Raw genomic sequence first — 22,989 nt, 5'->3', positions numbered from 1 at the left:
TAGAGCAAAGGACTGAAAATCCTTGTGTCGGCGGTTCGATTCCGTCCCGAGCCACCATTTTGAATGATGTCGGCTTAGTTTGTTTCATCTAAAAGTTTGATGCACTTCATGTTATGCCGGCTTAGCTCAATTGGTAGAGCAACTGACTTGTAATCAGTAGGTTGCGGGTTCAAGTCCTGCAGCCGGCACCATCAACGGAGGGGTAGCGAAGTGGCTAAACGCGGCGGACTGTAAATCCGCTCCCTTTGGGTTCGGCGGTTCGAATCCGTCCCCCTCCACCATTCCAACTTTAGGGGCATAGTTTAATGGTAGAACAGAGGTCTCCAAAACCTCCGGTGTGGGTTCGATTCCTACTGCCCCTGCCAAAAAATGTGGCGGCTATGGCGAAGTGGTTAACGCACCAGATTGTGGCTCTGGCATTCGTGGGTTCGATTCCCACTAGTCGCCCCATATACACTTTAAAACATTGGGGTATAGCCAAGCGGTAAGGCAACGGACTTTGACTCCGTGATGCGTTGGTTCGAATCCAGCTACCCCAGCCATATATGCGGAAGTAGTTCAGTGGTAGAACACCACCTTGCCAAGGTGGGGGTCGCGGGTTCGAGTCCCGTCTTCCGCTCTTCATTTTTTGGCGGCATAGCCAAGTGGTAAGGCAGAGGTCTGCAAAACCTTTACCACCGGTTCGAATCCGGTTGCCGCCTCCATTTTTTTATGCGCCGGGGTGGCGGAATTGGCAGACGCACAGGACTTAAAATCCTGCGGTAGGTGACTACCGTGCCGGTTCGAGTCCGGCCCTCGGCACTGTAAAGGCTTGACAAAGCAAGTTTGTATGATAAAATTTAATTGTCTCATGCCGATGTGGCGGAACTGGCAGACGCGCACGACTCAAAATCGTGTGGGGTAGCCCCCCGTGTGGGTTCGACTCCCACCATCGGCACTGAATATTTGAGGATTCCTGTTGCACACAGGGATCCTTTTTTTCTTTCCTCTTATACTTTTCCTTTTCTCCAAGACGCTCCAGCTTTGCTTTTTCATCCTTTTAGCTTTTATATTTTACGAAAATTTTCGTGAAATAAATATATTTATTTCATGTTTTATTATAATTTTTCGTTTAGGTTGAAAGATTTTGTTGACTTATATGTCGATCATTATTATGATTAAGTTACGAAACAAATGAAAGAAAGCGCTTTTTTTGAATTGTTTTTTACGAAAAATTTCGCAGGAGGTTCGAAATATGCTTCAGTTTCCGAAAGATTTTATTTGGGGAGCTGCAACTTCATCGTATCAAATTGAAGGAACAGCGACTGGAGAAGATAAAATTTACTCGATCTGGGATCACTTTTCCCGCATTCCTGGCAAAGTAGCGAATGGGGATAATGGCGATATCGCAATTGATCATTACAATCGTTATGTTGAAGACATCGCATTAATGAAAGCGCTTCATTTGAAAGCGTATCGATTTTCGACTAGTTGGGCGAGACTTTATTGTGAAACGCCAGGGAAGTTTAACGAGAAAGGTTTAGATTTTTATAAGCGTCTTGTACATGAGCTGCTAAAGAACGGTATCGAGCCAATGTTGACCATTTATCATTGGGATATGCCACAAGCTCTTCAAGAGAAAGGTGGCTGGGAAAATCGTGATATCGTTCACTACTTCCAAGAATACGCTGCTTTCCTTTACGAGAATCTTGGGGATGTCGTGAAAAAATGGATTACGCATAATGAGCCGTGGGTTGTCACCTATTTAGGATATGGGAATGGCGAACATGCCCCAGGGATTCAAAACTTTACATCATTTTTAAAAGCAGCACATCATGTTCTTCTCTCACACGGGGAAGCGGTAAAAGCGTTTCGAGCAATCGGTCCGCAAGATGGAGAAATTGGTATTACGTTGAATTTAACTCCTGGATATGCGTTTGATCCGCAAGATGAAAAAGCAGTTGACGCAGCGAGAAAATGGGACGGTTTTATGAATCGTTGGTTTTTAGATCCTGTGTTTAAAGGGCGCTATCCAGAAGATATGTTAGAAGTGTATAAAGATTATTTGCCAGACGTTTACAAAGAGGGAGATTTAGAAACGATTCAGCAACCGATCGACTTTTTCGGATTTAACTATTATTCAACAGCAACATTAAAAGATTGGAAAAAAGGTGACCGTGAACCAATCGTATTTGAACATGTGAGCACAGGAAGACCTGTGACGGATATGAATTGGGAAGTGAATCCAAACGGTTTGTTTGATTTAATGGTGCGATTGAAAAAAGATTATGGCGATATTCCATTATACATTACCGAAAACGGTGCCGCATACAAAGATCGCGTCAACGAACAAGGTGAAGTAGCAGACGATGAGCGGATTGCTTATATACGTGAGCATTTAATTGCTTGTCATCGTGCGATTGAACAAGGCGTCAATTTAAAAGGATATTATGTATGGTCGCTGTTCGATAATTTTGAGTGGGCATTTGGATATGATAAGCGCTTTGGGATTGTATACGTAGACTATGAAACGTTAGCACGAATCCCGAAAAAGAGCGCATTATGGTATAAGGAAACGATCATGAATAATGGGGTTAAATAAAGGAGGTGATAGGGGAAGGGAAAAAGTTTTCTTTGTCATAGCGCGATGTGTTGGGGATTGGCCGCTACTACAAAGAAAACTAAAAGAATTATAACGTAAAACAAGGCAAATGAGCAAAAAAAAATGGACAAAGCCACATGGATTAAACGGTATAACACATGTTGTGACAAAGCGAGGGGGAAAGAATAATGAAGAAACGGGCACTTATGTTGTTGCTAGCATGCGTCTTTATGTTCGCAACTGCGTGCAGTAATCAATCTCAAAGTGAGAACGAATCAAAAGATAAAGGTTCAAGTGAAAAAGTGAAGTTGAACATGTGGGTATTTGGAAGCACAGGTTATGAAAAGTTAGCTGAAGAATATATGAAAGATCATCCGAATGTTGAAATTAAAATCCAGTCTACACAGTTTGACGATCATCATAACGCGCTATTTACAGCATTATCAGCAGGAAGTGGCGCACCGGACATCGCCATGATTGAAGTAAACAACATTGAACGTTATCGTGAGGCGCAAGATCGCTTTTACAATTTATACGATTTTGGTGCAAAAGATGTAAAAGGTAAATATTTAGATTGGAAATGGCGCATTGGTGAAAGCGCGGACGGAAACTTTTTGTTCGGTCTTCCGACAGACATTGGTCCGACAGCTATGTTTTATCGCGCAGACGTGTTTGAAGCAGCAGGATTGCCAACTGATCCAGCAGAAGTTGCTAAGTTAATTTCGGACTGGAATGCATATGCTGAAGTCGCTGCAACAATTAAAGAAAAAACAGGAAAGCCAATTGCAGACAACATTGAACTTGTGTACAACGCATTGCGTGACCAAGCGCCTGTGCAATATTTCAATGAAAAAGAAGAGTTGCTAATTGAAAAAGAACCGTATATTAAACAAGCGTACGACTATACGGTAGATTTAATTCAAAAAGGTTACCTTGGCAGCAACGGATTATGGACTCCTGAATGGGGTAATGCGATGGAAAAAGGAAGCTATGCTACATTGCTTGCTCCTGCATGGATGCAAGGGGTAGTGAAAGGAAATGCGCCAAATTCAGCAGGCAAGTGGCTTATTACAAACATGCCAGGTGGAGCAGGAAACTGGGGCGGTTCGTATTTAACGATTCCAAAAGAGTCAAAACATGCACAAGAAGCGTACGACTTTATTCAATGGCTCGTCGCGCCAGAACAACAATTGAAGTCGTTTAAAGATATGGGCTTATTCCCATCCACTCCTTCTGTGTATGATGCACCTGAGTTTAAAGAGTACAAAGATGAGTATTTTGGTGGCGTGAATACAGCTCAAGTATTTGCTGAAGCAGCGCAAAAAGTAAAAACGGTATACATGGGCAAAAATTATACAATTGTTCAATCAGAGATTGTGAAAGCATTGACGAACGTGCAAAAGAAAAAAGCTGACCCAGAAAAAGAATGGAAAGAAGCTATTAAACGCATTAAACGTCAACTTGAACGTCAATAAAATACACGAGGAAGGGATTTATTCCCTTCCCCTACTATGATTTTTGGAGGGAAATACAAATGGTATCCCATAATCATACAAACGCAACCGTCCGTCCAAAAGGATTGAGTGATAAGAAAAAAACGGCATTAGCTGGCTACTTATTTATTTCTCCGTTCTTTCTTTTATTTGCGATCTTCGGTGCTTTTCCAATGCTGTTTAGCTTTTATTTAGCTTTTCAAAAATGGAATGGATTCGGCGAAATGACATTTGTCGGGGTGAAAAACTTTTCACTTATTTTTACTGATCCATTATTTTGGAAATCGATTTATAACACGATTGTGATCGGTTTATTAGGAACAGGTCCACAGCTAATTGCGGCTTTAATTTTAGCCGTTGCTTTAAATTCGGTGATTGTTAAATTTAAAAGTGTATTTCGTGTTGCTTATTTTGTGCCAAACGTAACGTCGATTGTTGCGGTTGCCATTGTTTTTACCGTTTTATTTAGCGAACAAGAAGCAGGGTTAGTAAACGCCACACTTAGCTTGTTTGGCATTTCGCCAGTAAGCTGGCAGACATCTGAATGGGGAGCGAAAATTGCGATTGCGACGATGATTTTTTGGAGATGGGTTGGATATAACTCGATTATTTTCTTAGCGGGATTGCAGAGCATTCCGAAAGACCTTTATGAAGCAGCTGAAATTGACGGAGCGAAAAAATGGCAGCAGTTTCTTTTCATCACTGTGCCGATGCTAAAGCCGATTATCGTCTTCGTTGTATTCACGGCAACGATCGGATCGCTACAAATTTTCGCTGAACCACTCATTTTTGGAAGTGGTTTTAGGGAAGAAAGTATGACGATCGTGTTGTATTTATGGAGAGAAGCGTTTACGAATAATGCGTTCGGAACAGCTTCTGCGACGGCCGTCTCACTCTTCTTGCTCATTATTGTATTCACAACGATTAACTTTTTCGCGTCCAATCGTTTAGATAAATCAGGCAAATAAAAACATGGAGGTGAACAAAGATGTTACGTAAAAAAGGAATTATGAATAAAATAACGATTCACATTTTACTCATTATCGGCGCATTGTTATCGGTCTTTCCGTTATACTGGATGTTTGTCATGGCAACGCAGCCGAATCATGTCATTAATAAACTACCGCCAGCTGTCGTGCCGGGGGATAAGCTAGTAGAAAACTTTCAAAACGTATTAGAAAACATCGACTTTTTCGGCGCGATGTGGAACTCGTTTGTTGTTGCTAGTTTGACAACGCTCGGTGTGCTATTTTTCAGTTCTTTAGCAGGTTTTGCATTCGCCAAGTTGCAGTTTAAAGGGCGGGAAAAGCTATTTACCGTCATTTTAATCACAATGATGATTCCGCCGCAATTAGGATTAATCCCGCAATACTTTATTATTACAAAGTTAGGTTGGTTGAACGACTTAAAAGCAATTATCGTTCCAGGATTAATGAATGCGTTTGGTATTTTCTGGATGCGTCAATATATTAAAGATGCGATTCCAGATGAATTAATTGAAGCAGCAAAAATCGATGGATGTAGCATTTTCCGCATATATTGGAATATCGTCGTTCCTTCCATTTTACCAGCTTTTGCGACGCTCGGTATTTTAACCTTTATGTTCGTGTGGAACGACTTCTTATGGCCGTTGACTGTATTGAGGGATGAGTCAAGCTACACGATTCAAATTGCGATTCGTGCTCTTCAAGATGCATATGTGAAGGACTATGGCATGATTTTATCGGGGACATTTTGGGCAACACTACCGCTCATTGTTGTATTTTTAATCTTTAATAAGTTGTTTATTTCAAGCTTGACGCAAGGATCGGTCAAACAATAGTGACATAGCCGTTAACTATGGAAAATTTGTGTTATAATGAAAGTAAGATTATGAAGTTGAGAAGGGATCGTATGAAAATTACCATTAAAGAAATTGCAAAACTAGCGGGTGTGTCACCAGGCACGGTATCGAAAGTGTTGAATAACTATCATGATGTCGGCGAAGAAACGAAAAAAAAAGTGCTGGAAATTATGGAGCAGACCGGATATGTCGCTGCCCGTATTCAAAAAGATACTGCTCATAAGTCGAGAGTTGTCGGTGTCATTTATGCGGGAGAAATTAATGCGGATTTCAACCATCCCTTTTTTATCGAAGTGATGAATTCTTTTAAAAAAACAATGGGAGCGTTCGGTTATGACCTCCTCTTTTTTTCAAATGAGCGATTTGAAGAAGGAGAGGAAGATTATTACGAGCGGGCGATGCGCTACAAAGTCGATGGAGTAATAATCATTAGCGGTGAAAAAGTGCAACCGTCCATTTATCGTTTAGACATGAGCGACATTCCATGTATTGGTGTAGATATTCCGCTTGAGGGAAGCCGTTCTGCATACATTATGACAGATAACTATAAAATTTCCGCGAAAGTCGTAGAACATTTTTATCTATGTGGCTATCGCCATATCGGCTACATTGGCGGCTTGCCTGGAGCACAAGTGACAAAAATTCGCGAAGAAGGATTTCGCAATACGATGAAGGAATTTGGGTTAACTATTCATGATGAATGGTTCGCCCAAGGGGATTTCTTTATGGAAAGTGGCTATGAGGCAATGAAAAAAATATTGCGATTGTCACATCATCCTGAAGCGGTATTTGCGGCGTCAGATTTAATGGCGTTTGGTGCGATGAAAGCGGTAAAAGAAAGAGGGTTAAAAGTACCTGAGGATATTGCGATTGTTGGATGTGATGATATTGAAGCATGCAATTATACCGATCCGCCATTAACTTCAGTTCGCCAAGATAAAGAAAAAATTGGACGACTTGCCGCATATATGTTACGAGACATTATACACCGTCAATTTCAGCCGAAAGCAGTCATGGTTGAGCCAGAATTAATTATTCGAGAGTCTTGCGGAAGTAATCGATTGTACGGATTGATGTCTGGGAAAATGTAAAGGAAGGCTCCCTTGCATGACCGTAGGGGAGCGTGTCTTTTATTTTAAAAATAAAAGCATGAAAAGTATTGACTTGTCCTAGTGGAGTCGATATAATGTAAAACGTGATTATGAAACAGGGATTCCTGTTTTTTATTTTTACACTTTATTCGACAATTTTCTACTTTTTCTGCATGTGCGGGTGTAGTTTAGTGGTAAAACCTCAGCCACGAGCAGTGCATCGTCGAATAAGCAGCGAGTTGCCTCGACGCATCGGTCATCATCGAGTAGGCGAGTAGAGGAAGAGGCATGGTTGGGCGTGCTGAATGATGGTAGACATAGTCAATTTAAATGTGCGGGTGTAGTTTAGTGGTAAAACCTCAGCCTTCCAAGCTGATGTCGTGGGTTCGATTCCCATCACCCGCTCCATACATACGGGGACAACGCAGTGTTTCGTTTCGAAGATGAACGGGGCATTGCGTTTTTTTATTTCGCTTGCCCCGTACATGTTATATGATGAGTTGTGCATGTGCTGTACCACCGTGAATTTGGATAAACATCTCTTTCATCGCTTGTAGCATTTGTTCGCACTGTGTTTCTGTGAATGATGGAAGAAAATATACAACTTGAAGAGCGTTTGTTGTTTGTTCTGTAACCATCGTTCGTTTCGAATCAACGATTGGGCTGCCGAACGAACCTTGAGCGTCTTTCGTGACGAGTTTTCGTTTAAAGTTTGTCGCGCGATCGTTGATGCCGATATATTCATCTGCCTGTGTACCGATCGTGACAACGATATCTCCCGTTAGATGATCTCGATCATAAATGCCGATCGGTAGTTTATAATATAAGGAAAAAAAGTTATTTACATCAGCTGCTGAGTGAATGGGTGGAATAAAGTTTTGCTTCTGCACACGACGAAGTAAGCTCTCGGATGAAGGCCGGTATCGGCTTGGATCGGTGCCAACTTGTTTAAAGACAGATCGCCATTCTTTCACTTCTGGCCATTCAGATAGTGGAGTTTGTTCCATATCAAAATATAACAGCTCTTGAAATTGCCGAAGCTTCCCTTTTAACATGTTTGGGGATGAGCCGACAACGATTTGATCGTATGTAAGGACGCCGATTTTAAAATGGGGTACGTGCTGTTTTATCGTGTCACAAATGGTTAACATATCGTTCACTCCTTTTTCTTTACATTGTAACATAAACAAAGTGGGAAGGAGGGATGGGAGATGGACGTTAAAGCACTAAAGGAAGAAATCATTCAATATAGCCGAACGATCGGCATTGATAAAATCGGTTTTGCAAGTGCTGATCCGTTTTTTGAATTAAAAGAAAGGTTGCGTCAGCAGCAACAACTTGGCTATCAATCAGGATTTGAAGAACCTGATATTGACAAGCGAACGACCCCATCTTTATTGCTGTCAGAAGCACGTTCCATTATTGCGATTGCCCTCGCGTATCCGTCGAAGTTAAAAAATGCACCACGAAGCACGAAAACAGAACGACGGGGCATTTTTTGTCGAGCATCTTGGGGACAAGATTATCACGTTATTTTACGCGATCGCTTGCAAAAATTAGAACAATTTATTTTAGCTCGCGTACCGAATGCGCGTGTGAAGTCGATGGTCGATACGGGGGAATTAGCTGATCGTGCAGTAGCGGAGCGCGCAGGCATCGGATGGAGCGGAAAAAACTGTTCCATTATTACACCTGAATTTGGTTCATACGTTTATTTAGGCGAAATGATTACGAATATTCCATTTCCTCCTGATACGCCAATCGAAGACGAATGCGGGACGTGCACCCGCTGTATCGATGCTTGTCCGACAGGAGCGCTCGTACAAGGAGGACAGTTGAATGCGAAGCGATGCATCGCCTTTTTAACACAAACGAAAACGTTCATTCCTGATGAGTTTCGCGATAAAATAGGAAACCGATTGTATGGATGCGATACGTGTCAACTTGTTTGTCCAAAAAATAAAGGGAAAGATTTTCATTTTCATCCAGAGATGGAGCCGGATCCAGAAGTGGTGAAACCATTGTTAAAGCCGCTTCTTCATATGACAAATCGCCAATTTAAAGAAACGTTCGGTCATTTATCGGGAGCATGGCGCGGAAAAAAACCGATTCAACGAAATGCGATTATTGCATTGGCTCATTATAAAGACGAAAGTGCCATCGATGACTTATTGATGTTACTTCGAGAAGATTCACGTCCAGTCATTCGCGGAACGGCTGCGTGGGCGCTTGGGAAAATCGGAAATCGCAAAGTTGTGCCGATGCTACAAAAAGCGAAACAAAGGGAACAAGATGAAGACGTCATTCAGGAAATTGACAAAGCGTTGGCGATGCTTGAAAACGTGTAGTTGTTTTTCTACTGTTTGTGACATAACGTAGTAAAAAACGAAAAAGTGGTGAACGAGATGAGAAAACGACTACACGATCTTCTCGATGGGCGTATTCGGTCTTTTTTTATAAGCGATGTGACGGATGAAGAAGTCGAACGAAGAAAGCAGTTGTTAGTTAAGCGAAATGCCAAACTTGTGAAATGTGAAGGAAAGGGAACAATCATTGAACGGAAACATATCGTTTCAAAAACGTTCGTACGCTATATCGTTCATTTTCGTTTTTTTATTTGGCAACATGGCTGGATGTATGTTGAAGAGAAACAAGAGATGCGTGAAGCAATATTTGAGCAACGCGAACTTGTGAGCGATCGCTTGCTTTTGCCTAACATTGAGACAGAACAAGTTGAAAAAAAGCAAGAACGAGATGATGGTGAACGTGTTCGTTATACGTATGATCGGTTAGCCGCGGTACGATATGCTGAAATATGGTGGAATGATTATAATCCAGCGTTTCATAAATTCCCTGTCGATTGTACAAATTTCATTTCACAATGTTTACACGCAGGCGGAATCCCCATGATGGGCTACCCGAACAAAACAAAAGGATGGTGGATGCGAAAAAGCGGCTGGAGCTATACGTGGACGGTCGCACATGCGTTTCGTTGGTATTTAAGTGGGTCAAAAACAGGCATTCAAGCAGTCGAAAAAAAATCGCCGGAACAGTTGTCTCTTGGTGATGTCATTTGTTATGATTTTCAAGGGGACGGACGATTCGATCATACAACGATCATCGTAGCGAAAGATAAACAAGGGATGCCGCTTGTCAATGCTCATACGTCCAATAGCCGCATGCGTTATTGGTCATATGAAGATTCAACGGCATATACGCCAAATATCCAATATAAGTTTTTTCATATTATTGACCGTGTATAGGAGTGAAAATTGTGGCTTTACATGTCGTTTTATATCAACCAGAAATTCCAGCGAATACGGGAAATATTGCGCGCACATGCGCAGCAACAGGAACATCGCTACATTTAATTCGCCCGCTCGGATTTTCAACCGATGATAAAATGTTAAAGCGTGCTGGATTAGATTATTGGGAATATGTCGATGTGCACTATTACGATTCATTACAAGAGCTTTTTGACAAGTATAAAGAAGGAGAATTTTTCTTTATTACGAAGTTTGGGCAAACATACTACACATCGTTTGATTATAGCGATTCAACGAAAGATTACTTTTTCGTTTTCGGCCGTGAAACGAGCGGATTGCCAAAAGATTTAATTGAAAACAATATGGAACGTTGTTTGCGTATTCCGATGAACGAATACGTTCGTTCGCTCAATTTATCGAATACAGCCGCCATTCTCGTGTACGAAGCGTTGAGACAACAAAGCTTTCCAAATGTATTTTAAGCGACTTTCGAATGAAAGTCGCTTAATTTTTTACTTCTGGCTTATCGTTATATCCTGCTGTGAAAATCGCAGCTAAGAAAGCGCCAATGACACCAAGAACAAGAAGTGTTTTCATATGAAATCTCCTCCTTTATGAAGTGACAAGAAAATGTCCACGCTTTCATTATAGCTTAATTGTATAGCGGGATGAAAGTCATACTTTCATGAATGATTACGGACATCCTTGCATACATATGGTAATAATCATGATGCTAGACATCAAAGGTGGAGGAGGTCCGTGTATGGACATTTTAAAAAAAATACAAAAATATAGAGAAGAAGAACAAAAATTAAAGTGGGAAGGGACATTTGCGGAGTACTTAGAAATCGTAAAAGAAAAGCCATGGGTGGCTCAGTCCGCCCATTCTCGCGTTTACAATATGATTAAAGATGCAGGTGTAGAAGAAGTGGATGGCAAGAAAAAATACAACTTTTTTAGCGGTCAGTTATTTGGGCTTGAAGAAGCGTTAGAGCGGCTTGTAGAAGAATATTTTCACCCAGCTGCGAAGCGATTAGATGTTCGAAAGCGTATCTTGTTGCTGATGGGGCCGGTAAGCGGGGGAAAATCGACGCTCGTGACGATGTTAAAGCGAGGGCTTGAGGCGTATTCCTATACGGATCGTGGTGCGGTATATGCAATTAAAGGATGTCCGATGCATGAAGATCCGCTTCATTTAATTCCACACAACTTGCGAGATGAGTTTTATAAAGAGTATGGCATTCGTATTGAAGGAAACTTATCCCCATTAAACATGATGCGGCTTGAAAAAGAATACGGTGGGCGTATTGAAGATGTGATGGTTGAGCGCATCTTTTTTTCAGAAGATAAGCGCGTCGGAATCGGAACGTTCAGCCCGTCAGACCCGAAGTCGCAAGATATTGCTGATTTAACAGGAAGCATTGATTTTTCTACGATTGCTCAATATGGATCCGAATCAGATCCGCGCGCATATCGCTTTGATGGGGAGTTAAACAAAGCAAATCGCGGTATTATGGAATTTCAAGAAATGTTAAAGTGCGATGAAAAGTTTTTATGGCATTTGCTTTCTTTGACGCAAGAAGGGAATTTTAAAGCAGGACGTTTTGCGCTTATTAGTGCTGATGAATTGATCGTCGCTCACACAAATGAAACAGAGTATCGTTCATTTATTGCGAATAAAAAGAACGAGGCGCTTCATTCGCGAATTATTGTCATGCCGATTCCGTATAACTTAAAAGTGTCAGAAGAAGAGCGCATTTATGAAAAAATGATTCGTGAAAGCGACGTAGCAGATGTCCATATTGCACCGCATACGCTACGGGTAGCGGCGATGTTTACAATTTTAACGCGATTAAAAGAACCGAAGCGCGGCGATATTGACCTTGTGAAAAAAATGCGTTTGTATGACGGTGAGCTTGTTGAAGGGTTTAATGAAGTAGATGTCGAGGAGTTAAAAAAAGAATATCCGGACGAAGGAATGAGTGGCATTGATCCACGCTACGTTATCAACCGAATTTCGTCTTGTATTATTCGAAAAGAAGTGCCGTCCATTAATGCGTTAGATGTATTGCGAGCATTGAAAGAAGGATTAGAGCATCATCCGTCTATTTCAAAAGAAGATCGGGAACGTTATTTAAATTTCATCTCGGTTGCACGAAAAGAATACGATGAAATTGCAAAGCGCGAAGTACAAAAAGCGTTCGTTTACTCGTATGAAGAGTCAGCGAAAACGCTAATGGACAATTATTTAGACAACGTAGAGGCATATTGCAACAAAGCGAAAATTCGCGATCCGCTAACAGGAGAAGAAATGAATCCAGATGAAAAACTTATGCGGTCGATTGAAGAGCAAATTGGCATTTCCGAGAATGCGAAAAAAGCATTTCGTGAAGAAATTTTAATTCGTATTTCAGCATATGCCCGTAAAGGTCAACGTTTTGATTATAATTCGCACGAACGGTTGCGAGAAGCGATTCAGAAAAAATTGTTTGCAGACTTAAAAGATATCGTCAAAATTACGACGTCCACAAAAACACCTGATGAACAACAACTGAAGAAAATTAATGAAGTCGTTGCTCGATTAATTGATGAATATGGTTATAACTCCACTTCAGCAAATGAATTGCTTCGTTATGTCGGAAGTTTGTTAAACCGATAAAGCATGCCGCACTTGGCATGCTTTGTTTTATCATCGTAGAAAACAGGCTTGTCCAGCAGAAAAGGTCAGAACAATTTTCGAAATGATTTGTCAATTTTTTTCGGACGTTGCATAGGATAAAGTAACCAACCATTCATTCATTATTTTTGCAAGCCAACATAGTGTATGCGAGGAAAAAGGAAAATGTGCATCATTATTTTACATTGTAGGAGGGGAGAAAAATGAGTAGAAACTTCATTGTGTCAAAAGAAGATTGGTCCCTCCATCGAAAAGGCCAAGATGATCAGAAACGGCATGAGGAAAAGGTAAAAGAGGCAATCAAAAATAACCTCGGTGATTTAATTACAGAAGAAAGCATCATTATGTCCAACGGTCGTGACGTCATTAAAATACCGATTCGTTCGTTAGATGAATATAAAATTCGTTATAATTACGACAAAAATAAACATGTCGGCCAAGGGGATGGAGACAGTCAAGTTGGTGATGTCATTGCGCGTGACGGTTCTGGTGACGGTCAAAAAGGACTTGGAAAAGGTCAAGGAGCAGGTGACCTAGCAGGGCAAGATTATTATGAAGCAGAAGTATCTTTAATGGAGCTTGAAGAAGCTTTGTTTAGTCAATTAGAACTTCCTGATTTAAAGAAAAAGCAACACGCTGATCATGTTGTTCAACATATTGAGTTTAACGATATTCGCCGAACAGGATTGATGGGGAACATCGATAAGAAAAAAACAATGATGGCTGCCTTTAAACGAAACGCATTAAGCGGCAATCCGAGTTTTTATCCAATTTATCCCGAAGATTTAAAATTTAAAACGTGGAATGAAGTTATTAAGCCCGATTCGAAAGCAGTTGTTATCGCAATGATGGACACGAGCGGATCAATGGGGGTATGGGAAAAATATATGGCTAGAAGCTTCTTCTTCTGGATGACGCGATTTTTGCGCACGAAATATGAAACGGTCGATATCGTTTTTATCGCACATCATACCGAAGCAAAAATTGTAACAGAAGAAGAATTTTTTACAAAAGGAGAAAGCGGCGGAACGATATGTTCGTCAGCGTACCGAAAAGCGCTTGAAGTGATCGAAACAAAATACTCACCGACAAAATATAATATTTATCCGTTCCATTTTTCCGATGGCGATAATCTAACGTCCGATAACGCTCGTTGTGTTAAGCTAGTGCAAGAATTGATGAAGGTATCGAATATGTTTGGATACGGAGAAGTGAATCAGTACAATCGTCACTCGACTCTCATGTCAGCATACAAACATATTAAAGATGAAAAATTTCGTTATTACATTTTGAAGCAAAAGTCAGATGTGTTACAGGCGATGAGAAACTTTTTCCAAAAAGAAGAACATAAAACATTTGTTTAATCCCTTGTGTCATACAAGGTTTTTTTTTGTGAAAAAACAGTTGACAAACGGGTGGGGGTTTTGTAATATACTCATAGAGGTAATAGTAAAAATTATTTTTTTACGATTTAATATACCCTTATGAGTATAGAGAGGTGAGAGAAATGAAACATATATTGCCACAAGAAGTTGAGCAACAATTAAAAGAAGGTCGTGCACTAAGCATTATTGATGTGCGCGAACATGAAGAAGTAGCTCAAGGTAAAATTCCAGGTGCGCACCACATCCCGCTTGGCCAACTGCTTGAGCGGATGAATGAAATTGATAAAAACGAAGAACATATTCTTGTTTGCCGTTCAGGAAATCGAAGCGGTATGGCTTGTCAGTTGTTAGAAAGTTACGGATACCGCGTTGTAAATATGACAGGCGGTATGCTTGAATGGACAGGTGAAATTGAACGATAGGGGGGGAATGGAATGACGATTCACGTCGATCTTGTTGTTGATGCAAAGGGGCTCACATGTCCGATGCCGATTGTTCGCACGAAAAAGGCGATGGAACAGCTACAGCCTGGCCAAGTGCTTGAAGTGCAAGCGACAGATAAAGGATCACTTGCTGATATTCAAGGTTGGGCAAAAAATACGGGGCATCAATATATCGGCACGATTGAGGAAGGTGATGTACTCAAGCATTATCTTCGTAAAGCAAATCCTACAGAAGTAAAAGAAGAAACAAAATATCCTCACGTTGTTTCTTTAGAGGAGTTGCAAAAGAAAGTAGAAAACAATGAACAGGTATTCATTTTAGATGTGCGTGAGGAAGCCGAGTATGTATTTGGTCATATTCCAGGAGCATATCATATCCCGCTTGGACAATTGGAAGCACGAATGAATGAGTTAAACAAAGAAGAAACGATTTACGTTATTTGTCGAACAGGTAATCGCAGCGATTTAGCTGCGCAACAACTCGCTGAAAAAGGATTTACAAGTGTATTTAACGTCATTCCAGGTATGACACAATGGAAAGGAACAATAACTAAAGGAGGAAATGAACAATGAAAAAACGTGTAGCTATTATTGCAGCAAATGGTGGTTTATTTGACGCATATAAAGTATTTAATATTGCAACAGCAGCAGCAGCAACAGAAGCAGAGGTAGCTATTTTCTTTACATTCGAAGGATTAAATTTAATTCATAAAGAAGCGTATCAACAATTACCGCTGCCAGAAGGAAAAGAGCAAATTCAACAAGGATTTGCCCAAGCAAACGTTCCATCGATCCCAGAACTTGTAAGCATGGCGCAAGAAATGGGTGTGAAGTTTATTGCTTGCCAAATGACAATGGATGTTATGGGATTAACAAAAGAACATTTTGTCGATGGCATTGATGTTGGTGGAGCAGTGACATTCCTTGATTTTGCGAAAGATGCTGACATCACGTTAACATTCTAAGGAGGAAGAACATGAAAGCAGATCTTCTCGTTGATGCAAAGGGACTTGCGTGTCCACTGCCAATCGTTCGTACGAAAAAAGGAATGGACACATTGCAATCCGGTCAAGTGTTAGAAATTCATGTTACAGATAAAGGAGCTAAAAACGACTTATCTGCATGGGCAAAATCAGCTGGTCATGAAATGATCGATATGGTCGAAGAAGGAGATGTACTAAAATTTTGGATACGTAAAGCGTAACAAGCATCGGGCATATGTCCCGATGCTTCATATAAGGAGTGAATGAGCATGGACATCGGTTTTATTATTACAATTTTTTTAATTGGATTTATCGGTTCGTTTATTTCAGGAATGGTTGGAATTGGCGGATCGATTATTAAATATCCGATGTTGCTTTACATCCCACCATTGCTCGGTTACGCTGCGTTTAGCGCCCATGAAGTATCAGGAATTAGCGCCATTCAAGTATTGTTTGCGACGATCGGAGGCGTTTGGGCGTACCGTAAAGGTGGATATTTAAATAAAACGTTAATTATTTATATGGGTACCAGTATTTTAATTGGTAGTTTCATTGGTGGTTATGGTTCAAAATTAATGAGCGAAGGTGGCATTAACATCGTTTATGCGGTGTTAGCAACGATTGCTGCGATAATGATGTTCGTTCCGAAAAAAGGAATTGATAATATCCCGCTTGATCAAGTCACATTCAATAGATGGCTTGCGGCGGCGTTAGCATTCATTGTCGGAGTGAGCGCTGGCATCGTTGGTGCCGCAGGGGCATTTATTCTTGTCCCAATTATGCTTGTTGTATTAAAAATCCCAACGCGTATGACGATTGCTACATCATTAGCGATTACGTTTATTTCATCCATTGGGGCAACCGTCGGGAAAATTACAACAGGTCAATTTGATTTTTGGACCGCATTTATTATGGTTGTTGCAAGTTTAATTGCGTCCCCAATAGGAGCGAATTTTGGAAAAAAGGTAAATACAAAAATATTGCAGTTCATTTTAGCCGTACTCATTGTAGCAACAGCAATAAAAATTTGGTTGGATATTTTGTAAAAACTGTTGAAAAGTTCATCCTTTATGTTATAATACTTATAGGGGTATATAAAATACCGAAACATAAAGGAGGAATAACAATATGAAGCAAGTAACGGTATATACGACAACAACATGTCCATATTGTACATTATTAAAGAACTTTTTAGCTGAACGGGGCATTCCATTTAAAGAAGTGAATTTACACCAACATCCTGAGGCTGTTGATTATGTTGTTCGCTCAACAGGACAAATGGGTGTGCCGCAAACAGAAATTAATGGACGTTGGGTTATTGGATTTGATCCGCAACGAATTATCCAATTGTTACAACAATAATTTTTTTATCTATAAAAATACCCTATAAGGTATAAGGAGAGGTGGATAGTAAATGGCAGTATATGCATTAACCGCACAACAAATTAATGAAATGATTGTAAATAAAGAGCCGTTTTTCTTATTCGATGTTCGCAATGAATCAGACTTTGCTGATTGGAAAATTGAAGGGGAACATATTGAGTATTTAAACATTCCTTATTTTGAATTAATTGATGGCGTTGAATCTGTGTTAGAACGTTTACCAAAAGACAAAAAAATTGTTGTCGTTTGTGCGAAAGAAGGTTCTTCTATGATGGTCGCTGACATGCTTGCTGAAAAAGGATTAGAAGTGTTTTATTTAAAAGGCGGCATGAAAGCGTGGAGCGAATATTTATACCCTGTTGTTGTATATCAAGATAACGATATAAAAGTATATCAATTTATTCGCGTCGGTAAAGGTTGTCTTTCCTACATGGTCGTATCAGGAAAAGAAGCGCTAATCGTCGATCCATCTCGATTTATCGATGTGTATAAAGAAGTTGCTCAAAAAGAAAACGTAGCGATTACACATATCGTTGATTCACATTTACATGCTGATCATATTTCTGGTGGATATGACTTAGCAAAACAAACAGGTGCAACGTATTACTTAATGAAGAGTGAAGGTGCCGTATTTGAATTTGAACCACTAGAAAATCATGATCGCATCGAATTTGAAAAAGTAAGTTTAGAAGTATTAGCGATTAAAACACCAGGTCATACACCAGGTAGTGTTTCATTCTTCGTAAACAACAAATTGTTGTTCTCTGGCGATACGATTTTCGTCAGCGGTCTTGGTCGACCAGACCTTGGAGGAAAAGCGCGGGAATGGGCAAAAGATTTATACAATACAGTATATAACAAAGTCTCACAAATTGCTGACGATGTTATTGTGCTTCCTGCACACTATGCAAACTTCGATCAAGAAGTGAATGAACAAGGATATATTGGAAATACGTTAGGAAACATTCGTCAAATGAACGAAATTATGCAGGGGAAAACAGAAGAAGAGTTTGTTGAACATGTGGCGCAATCTGCATCTTCCGAAACACCGCCAAACTTTGAAGACATTATTGCCATTAACCGCGGTGTAAAAGATGCAACACCAGAACAACAACAAGAACTTGAAATCGGTCCAAACCGCTGTGCGGTTCACCACACACACTAAAAAGGAATTTTATTCAACCTCGCAATTTGCGAGGTTTTTTTCGATTTTGTGAAACTTTTTGGACACAATAGTCGTATATAGTGTATGTGAAGGCATGCTCTTTTATTTTCAGTCATTTTCCATTAAAATATAAAGTATATGGAGGGATGATGTCATGTTTTTTCATCCAATGGATTTTCTTATTTTAATCGCCTTCGGGGTATCGATTTGGGCGCAATTTAAAGTAAAAGGAAACTTTAACAAATGGTCGGATGTACCTGCTTCATCTGGTTTAACGGGTGCAGAAGTGGCGCGTCTCATTTTAGATCGTAATGGGTTATACGATGTGCCAGTTGAGCTTGTTCCAGGTACATTGACAGATCATTACGATCCGATTGCACGAGCAGTTCGTTTATCAGAGCCTGTGTACTATGGTCGTTCAATTGCAGCTGTATCTGTAGCAGCCCATGAAGTTGGGCATGCGGTGCAACATCAACAAGCATATGGTGCACTCGTATTGCGACATCGTATGTTTCCGCTTGTGAATTTTACATCTGGTATTGCGCCTTTCCTTCTTCTTGGTGGCTTTTTATTACAGCAGTTTTCGTTAATTGGTTTAGGGATCATTTTATTCTCGTTTGCAGTAGCGTTCCAAGTCATTACGTTGCCTGTGGAGTTTAATGCTAGTTCGCGTGCAAAAGACTTTATGATTGCAGAAGGTATTATTCGAAATGAAGAAGAACGTGGCGTAAATAAAGTGCTAAATGCCGCGGCATTAACGTATGTTGCTGCAGCACTTATTTCGGTGTTAGAATTAATTAAGTATGTGCTTATTTTTTTACAAGGAAACAATGAAGATTAATAAATAGGAGGTGGCATCCGCACGCATGTATGCGTGCGGACGTTCATTGGACATATTTAGTTTATGGATAATTGTTTTTCTTATTGCGTTAACTGGTTTTTTTGTCGCTTCAGAATTTGCGATTGTAAAAGTGCGTCCATCGCGCATGGATCAGTTAATTGAGGAAGGAAACAAAAAAGCAGTAGCAGCAAAGCACGTTATCACCCATTTAGACGAGTATTTATCTGCCAATCAGCTTGGTATTACAATGACATCACTCGGGCTTGGCTGGCTCGGGGAACCGACGGTGGAACGAGCGCTTCGTCCACTTTTTGATCAGTTTAACGTATCTCCATCATTTGCGCACGGTGCTTCGTTTATTGTTGCATTTGCAACGATTACGTTCATTCATGTTGTTATTGGTGAATTGATCCCGAAGACGATTGCAATTCAAAAAGCGGAAGCGATTACGCTATGGACAGCGCGTCCACTCATGCTATTTTATCGTGTCATGTACCCGTTTATTTGGTTATTAAACCAATCTGCACGTTTTGCGGTTCGGTTGTTTGGCTTTCAGCTATCTAATGGGCAGGAGCTAGCGCATTCTGAAGAAGAATTGCGTCTTCTTTTATCAGCCAGTTATAAAAATGGGGAAATTAACCATACAGAATATAAATACGTGAATAACATTTTTCGTTTTGACGATCGTGTGGCAAAAGAAATTATGGTTCCACGCAAAGAAATTATTGCGTTAGATGTCAACGATTCCATGGATCACGTGCTACAAACAGTTCGCGAAGAAAAGTATACACGTTATCCTGTTATTGATGGTGATAAAGATCATATTCTCGGATTAGTAAACGTAAAAGAGTTATTTACTGATCTTGTTGTGAATTGCCAAGAGCGAAAACAGTTGCGTGACTATATTCGTCCGATTATTCAAGTGATTGAAACGATCCCTATTCAAGATTTGCTTGTAAAAATGCAAAAAGAACGCATCCATATGGCCATTTTAGTTGATGAATATGGCGGTACATCTGGATTAGTGACGGTTGAAGATATTTTGGAAGAAATTGTTGGGGAAATTCGAGATGAGTTTGATACAGATGAAGCTCCACTTGTTCAAAAGATAGATGAGAATCGTACGATTGTAGATGGAAAAGTACTCATTAGTGAAATTAACGATTTATTCGGTTTAGAAATTGACGATACAGACGTCGATACAATTGGTGGATGGATGTTAACGGAGCGTTATAACATTCGTCCTGGGGAGCAAATTGAGTTTGGTGATTACGTCTTTAAAGTCGTGCAATTGGACGGTCACCATGTAAAAAAAATTGAAGTGACACGTCGCCCATTTCCAGTAGATGTAATCGCGGACATGAATGAAGAGGCTGCGTTATAATAACGCGCCTCTTTTTATATGTCCGAAAATTTTTTCATCAGGTAATGCCGAGCATGTGATCAGCTCTTTTGTAAATGGGTGAGGAAACAATAAGGAGCTCGCATGTAACGCTTGCCGATTAATCCACGGCTTCCCTCCGTACAATGTATCCCCAACTAACGGATGACCGATATAGCTCATATGAACACGAATTTGATGCGTTCGTCCTGTATCGAGGGTGAGGCGGACGAGCGACACATGTTTTTGTTTGTCATATTCGAGCCGTTCATAGTGCGTGATAGCTGTATCTCCTGTTTTCGATACACGTCGTTTTGTTGGATGGTATCGATCGCGACCGATTGGTGCTTCGATCGTTCCTTTTTTCTGTTTTACATATCCATGAACAAGCGCAATATACGTGCGACGAATGGATCGCTCAGCTAAATATTTATCAAGAATAGCCCCAGCAAGTGCGTGTTTAGCGAATAGAATGACACCGCTCGTATCGCGATCGAGTCGATGCACATGACGAACTTTGCTATAAATTCCTTCACATTGAAAGTAAAAAGCAACTGCATTTGCTAATGTATTCACCTGATTTGGTTGTGTTGGATGAACATCCATATGTGCAGGCTTGTTAATGACAAGTACATGATCATCTTCAAATACAACATGAAGCGGTACGTATGTCGGAATCGGTTCGATTTGTTCTTCTTTTATACGAACACGAATGCGATCGTTCGGTGAAATGATTGTATGAAAAGGAACGATGTCGTCATTGATTGATACACCTTTTGTCATTCGCCATTCATGTAACATTTTTTTAGGAACGAACCATTTCGTTTGGAATGCTTGTTCTAGTGACAAGCCTTCCCACGATGATGGCGCTTCAAATACGAGCCAACTTCCTTTTTTTTGTACATTCATTCGTCTCACTCTTTCTATACAATAAATTACCAACACCAAAACAGGAGTTGGTGTGTTACAATTTCGTTATGGATTAGGAAAAGAAATGGAAAAAGGTGAGGTCAATTGAAAACCGTCTATGTTGCTACAGAAGAGCAAAAGCAATATATTCATTCGCTCATTGAACAGTTTTATACATGTATTTTTCCAAAATATTTTACAGATGATGAAATTGAAACATTTCAATCGCTCGGCATATTACAGTTTGAATCTTCCGCATATGACGGAACATTAAAAGAGGCTTTTACGATTATTTCCGCATTACAATCGTTACAAGCCATCATTGAGTTTATTTCGTTTCATCGTCATCCAGCTGACTATGAACAGCTGTTTCAGCGCAATATTGAACAGTTAGAACAGCATGGCATTAGTTTCCCACTCACTCTTGAACATTTTTTGCATCAAAAAGATGGGTATATAAGCATGTATATAAAGCCTGTTCACGCTTGGGTGATGTGAAAAAGCCTTCAAAAACGAAGGCTTTTTATTTGATCTGTTCAAACCACTTGCGGAATACGTCTTCTTCATAATATCCTTCCATGCGTGCGACTTCTTTGCCATTTTTAAAGTGAATAATTGTCGGTGTTGCCTCGATATGATACTCGTCCCATCCTTCTTCAAATTCCAAAAGGTTAAATTGCTTTAAATCAATTCCCATCTCTTTTGATAGCGGAGCGACAATTGGTGTTGTCTTTTTACAAAATTCACACGTTGAACTGTAAAAGTAAACCGTGATCGTCTCCTTATTGTTTAATGCTTCTTTTAGCTCATTAGGTAAAATAATGTTTTGATAATTCGGATCATCAAGTAGACCGATTGTAGCTGGGTGCAATTCTTCCTTCCCAAATGGATTTCCTTCAGCTTTTTGTTTTTGTGTATATGACGTAATCCAAGCGAGTGAACTAAATAAAGCGATAATGATGCCCCCGAAAATAAGCAACTTTTTCATATGTATTTCCCTTCTTTCTCCATTCGAATGACTCGATAACTAATAATGCTGATGGAAACAAAGGCAATTAGTGCTAAAAGAGGAATGGTAATAAAACCAAGCCAGTTAAGATAATCACCCGTGCATGGCACAATGCTACATGATGGAGCCGTATCGCGAAAAAACGTTACTTTTTGAATTAAATAATGATATGAAGAAATTATGCCGCCAATGACCGATAACATAAGTGTATAACGTGCGATCATAAATTCTTTTCGTACGAAAGCCATGGCAAGCAAAAACACTTGTGGGTACATAAAAATACGTTGGTACCAGCAAAGTTCACATGGGATAAATTTCATTACCTCAGAAAAATACAGGCTGCCAAGTGTAGCAATTAACGCAACGATCCAAGCGGTCAATAAATAATTTTCTTTCCGCGTCATGATTCCACCTTCTTAGTTTTTTACTCTTTGTTCATTATAGTACATGGAAAGAAATGATGTAAATTGCGACTACATTTTACGTTTGAGTCAAGACTTTGTGGGAGATTTTTTTCTCGACCGATTTTTTTGGTTATA

24 protein-coding genes and 10 tRNA genes are annotated in these 22,989 nt (G+C 40.0%); 30 read left to right on the top strand and 4 right to left on the bottom strand.

From position 1 onward, the window contains the following. Positions 1-115: 115 nt before the first annotated feature. The 15 genes from ACYQY7_RS10750 (at position 116) to ACYQY7_RS10680 (ending at position 7,416) form a co-directional block, all read left to right on the top strand. Positions 116-191, top strand: a tRNA-Thr gene (locus tag ACYQY7_RS10750). A 5-nt stretch (positions 192-196) separates the two neighbouring features. Beyond that, positions 197-281 (top strand) — tRNA-Tyr (locus ACYQY7_RS10745). Between the two features lie 10 nt (positions 282-291). Continuing rightward, a tRNA-Trp gene (locus tag ACYQY7_RS10740) sits at positions 292-365 on the top strand. A 9-nt stretch (positions 366-374) separates the two neighbouring features. Beyond that, positions 375-450: transfer RNA gene (locus ACYQY7_RS10735), tRNA-His, on the top strand. 17 nt (positions 451-467) lie between these two features. Continuing rightward, positions 468-542: transfer RNA gene (locus ACYQY7_RS10730), tRNA-Gln, on the top strand. 5 nt (positions 543-547) lie between these two features. Further along, positions 548-619: transfer RNA gene (locus tag ACYQY7_RS10725), tRNA-Gly, on the top strand. An 11-nt stretch (positions 620-630) separates the two neighbouring features. Further along, a tRNA-Cys gene (locus tag ACYQY7_RS10720) sits at positions 631-704 on the top strand. Positions 705-715: 11 nt separating this feature from the next. Then, a tRNA-Leu gene (locus ACYQY7_RS10715) sits at positions 716-801 on the top strand. A 51-nt stretch (positions 802-852) separates the two neighbouring features. Beyond that, a tRNA-Leu gene (locus ACYQY7_RS10710) sits at positions 853-937 on the top strand. A gap of 297 nt (positions 938-1,234) precedes the next feature. After that, entirely contained in the window at positions 1,235-2,581 is a 1,347-nt protein-coding gene (locus ACYQY7_RS10705) for a GH1 family beta-glucosidase (protein ID WP_461202009.1), read from the top strand. Positions 2,582-2,766: 185 nt separating this feature from the next. Continuing rightward, a complete protein-coding gene (locus tag ACYQY7_RS10700) occupies positions 2,767-4,056 on the top strand; it encodes an ABC transporter substrate-binding protein (protein ID WP_461202011.1) in 1,290 nt (429 codons plus the stop codon). A gap of 59 nt (positions 4,057-4,115) precedes the next feature. Continuing rightward, the gene (locus tag ACYQY7_RS10695) at positions 4,116-5,042 is read left to right on the top strand and encodes a carbohydrate ABC transporter permease (protein ID WP_461202008.1); all 927 of its coding nucleotides are present in this window, start codon (positions 4,116-4,118) and stop codon (positions 5,040-5,042) included. Positions 5,043-5,062: 20 nt separating this feature from the next. Beyond that, complete coding sequence (locus ACYQY7_RS10690) at positions 5,063-5,896, top strand: carbohydrate ABC transporter permease (RefSeq protein WP_461202007.1); 834 nt, start codon at positions 5,063-5,065, stop codon at positions 5,894-5,896. Positions 5,897-5,946: 50 nt separating this feature from the next. Continuing rightward, positions 5,947-7,008, top strand: coding sequence for a LacI family DNA-binding transcriptional regulator (locus tag ACYQY7_RS10685; protein WP_461202006.1), 1,062 nt, complete (start codon positions 5,947-5,949; stop codon positions 7,006-7,008). A gap of 334 nt (positions 7,009-7,342) precedes the next feature. Further along, a tRNA-Gly gene (locus tag ACYQY7_RS10680) sits at positions 7,343-7,416 on the top strand. Positions 7,417-7,496: 80 nt separating this feature from the next. Here the strand turns inward: ACYQY7_RS10680 and ACYQY7_RS10675 are convergent. Further along, a complete protein-coding gene (locus ACYQY7_RS10675) occupies positions 7,497-8,159 on the bottom strand; it encodes a B3/B4 domain-containing protein (protein WP_461202005.1) in 663 nt (220 codons plus the stop codon). Positions 8,160-8,219: 60 nt separating this feature from the next. Here ACYQY7_RS10675 and queG point away from each other — a divergent pair, with 60 nt between their 5' ends. From queG to ACYQY7_RS10605, 14 genes are all read left to right on the top strand, one after another. After that, positions 8,220-9,356 carry a tRNA epoxyqueuosine(34) reductase QueG gene (gene queG, locus ACYQY7_RS10670; RefSeq protein ID WP_461202004.1) on the top strand — a complete coding sequence of 379 codons (1,137 nt, stop codon included), beginning with the start codon at positions 8,220-8,222 and terminating at the stop codon, positions 9,354-9,356. A 57-nt stretch (positions 9,357-9,413) separates the two neighbouring features. Continuing rightward, positions 9,414-10,271: an amidase domain-containing protein gene (locus ACYQY7_RS10665; protein ID WP_461202003.1), complete on the top strand. Its 858-nt coding sequence runs from the start codon at positions 9,414-9,416 to the stop codon at positions 10,269-10,271. A gap of 2 nt (positions 10,272-10,273) precedes the next feature. Continuing rightward, positions 10,274-10,756: a tRNA (uridine(34)/cytosine(34)/5-carboxymethylaminomethyluridine(34)-2'-O)-methyltransferase TrmL gene (trmL, locus tag ACYQY7_RS10660; protein WP_461202002.1), complete on the top strand. Its 483-nt coding sequence runs from the start codon at positions 10,274-10,276 to the stop codon at positions 10,754-10,756. 281 nt (positions 10,757-11,037) lie between these two features. Next, positions 11,038-12,933: a PrkA family serine protein kinase gene (locus ACYQY7_RS10655; RefSeq protein ID WP_461202001.1), complete on the top strand. Its 1,896-nt coding sequence runs from the start codon at positions 11,038-11,040 to the stop codon at positions 12,931-12,933. A 221-nt stretch (positions 12,934-13,154) separates the two neighbouring features. Next, positions 13,155-14,315 (top strand): sporulation protein YhbH, encoded by a 1,161-nt coding sequence (yhbH, locus tag ACYQY7_RS10650; protein ID WP_461202000.1) that lies wholly within the window; start codon positions 13,155-13,157, stop codon positions 14,313-14,315. A 143-nt stretch (positions 14,316-14,458) separates the two neighbouring features. Continuing rightward, positions 14,459-14,758: a rhodanese-like domain-containing protein gene (locus ACYQY7_RS10645; protein WP_461201999.1), complete on the top strand. Its 300-nt coding sequence runs from the start codon at positions 14,459-14,461 to the stop codon at positions 14,756-14,758. Between the two features lie 12 nt (positions 14,759-14,770). After that, positions 14,771-15,352, top strand: coding sequence for a sulfurtransferase TusA family protein (locus tag ACYQY7_RS10640; protein ID WP_461201998.1), 582 nt, complete (start codon positions 14,771-14,773; stop codon positions 15,350-15,352). Continuing rightward, positions 15,349-15,744, top strand: a complete 396-nt coding sequence (locus tag ACYQY7_RS10635) for a DsrE/DsrF/DrsH-like family protein (RefSeq protein WP_183244454.1) — start codon at positions 15,349-15,351, stop codon at positions 15,742-15,744. Before ACYQY7_RS10640 ends, ACYQY7_RS10635 begins: the two co-directional genes overlap by 4 nt. A gap of 11 nt (positions 15,745-15,755) precedes the next feature. Continuing rightward, positions 15,756-15,983: a sulfurtransferase TusA family protein gene (locus tag ACYQY7_RS10630; protein ID WP_055440405.1), complete on the top strand. Its 228-nt coding sequence runs from the start codon at positions 15,756-15,758 to the stop codon at positions 15,981-15,983. Between the two features lie 48 nt (positions 15,984-16,031). Further along, a complete protein-coding gene (locus tag ACYQY7_RS10625; protein ID WP_461201997.1) occupies positions 16,032-16,808 on the top strand; it encodes a sulfite exporter TauE/SafE family protein in 777 nt (258 codons plus the stop codon). Positions 16,809-16,890: 82 nt separating this feature from the next. Continuing rightward, the gene (locus tag ACYQY7_RS10620; RefSeq protein ID WP_461201996.1) at positions 16,891-17,124 is read left to right on the top strand and encodes a glutaredoxin family protein; all 234 of its coding nucleotides are present in this window, start codon (positions 16,891-16,893) and stop codon (positions 17,122-17,124) included. 52 nt (positions 17,125-17,176) lie between these two features. Next, a complete protein-coding gene (locus ACYQY7_RS10615; RefSeq protein ID WP_461201995.1) occupies positions 17,177-18,310 on the top strand; it encodes an MBL fold metallo-hydrolase in 1,134 nt (377 codons plus the stop codon). A 154-nt stretch (positions 18,311-18,464) separates the two neighbouring features. Continuing rightward, positions 18,465-19,151, top strand: coding sequence for a zinc metallopeptidase (locus ACYQY7_RS10610; protein WP_461201994.1), 687 nt, complete (start codon positions 18,465-18,467; stop codon positions 19,149-19,151). A 46-nt stretch (positions 19,152-19,197) separates the two neighbouring features. Next, entirely contained in the window at positions 19,198-20,535 is a 1,338-nt protein-coding gene (locus ACYQY7_RS10605) for a hemolysin family protein (RefSeq protein WP_461202010.1), read from the top strand. On the opposite strand, the gene ACYQY7_RS10600 is transcribed toward ACYQY7_RS10605, so the two are convergent. After that, positions 20,530-21,441, bottom strand: a complete 912-nt coding sequence (locus ACYQY7_RS10600; RefSeq protein ID WP_461201993.1) for an RluA family pseudouridine synthase — start codon at positions 21,439-21,441, stop codon at positions 20,530-20,532. The two genes, ACYQY7_RS10605 and ACYQY7_RS10600, sit on opposite strands and share 6 nt — an antisense overlap. Positions 21,442-21,546: 105 nt before the next feature. Here ACYQY7_RS10600 and ACYQY7_RS10595 point away from each other — a divergent pair, with 105 nt between their 5' ends. Continuing rightward, on the top strand, positions 21,547-21,939 hold the full coding sequence (locus ACYQY7_RS10595; RefSeq protein WP_461201992.1) for a DUF5365 family protein: 393 nt from the start codon (positions 21,547-21,549) through the stop codon (positions 21,937-21,939). A gap of 25 nt (positions 21,940-21,964) precedes the next feature. On the opposite strand, the gene ACYQY7_RS10590 is transcribed toward ACYQY7_RS10595, so the two are convergent. Both ACYQY7_RS10590 and ACYQY7_RS10585 read right to left on the bottom strand, forming a co-directional pair. Beyond that, entirely contained in the window at positions 21,965-22,429 is a 465-nt protein-coding gene (locus ACYQY7_RS10590; protein WP_461201991.1) for a thioredoxin family protein, read from the bottom strand. Then, entirely contained in the window at positions 22,426-22,854 is a 429-nt protein-coding gene (locus ACYQY7_RS10585) for a disulfide oxidoreductase (protein ID WP_461201990.1), read from the bottom strand. The genes ACYQY7_RS10590 and ACYQY7_RS10585 overlap by 4 nt, the downstream gene beginning before the upstream one ends. Positions 22,855-22,989 lie beyond the last annotated feature (135 nt).

The sequence above is a fragment of the Anoxybacillus sp. TBDG-1 genome (assembly GCF_054815885.1).
This window is presented reverse-complemented; position numbering and strand designations above follow the sequence as displayed.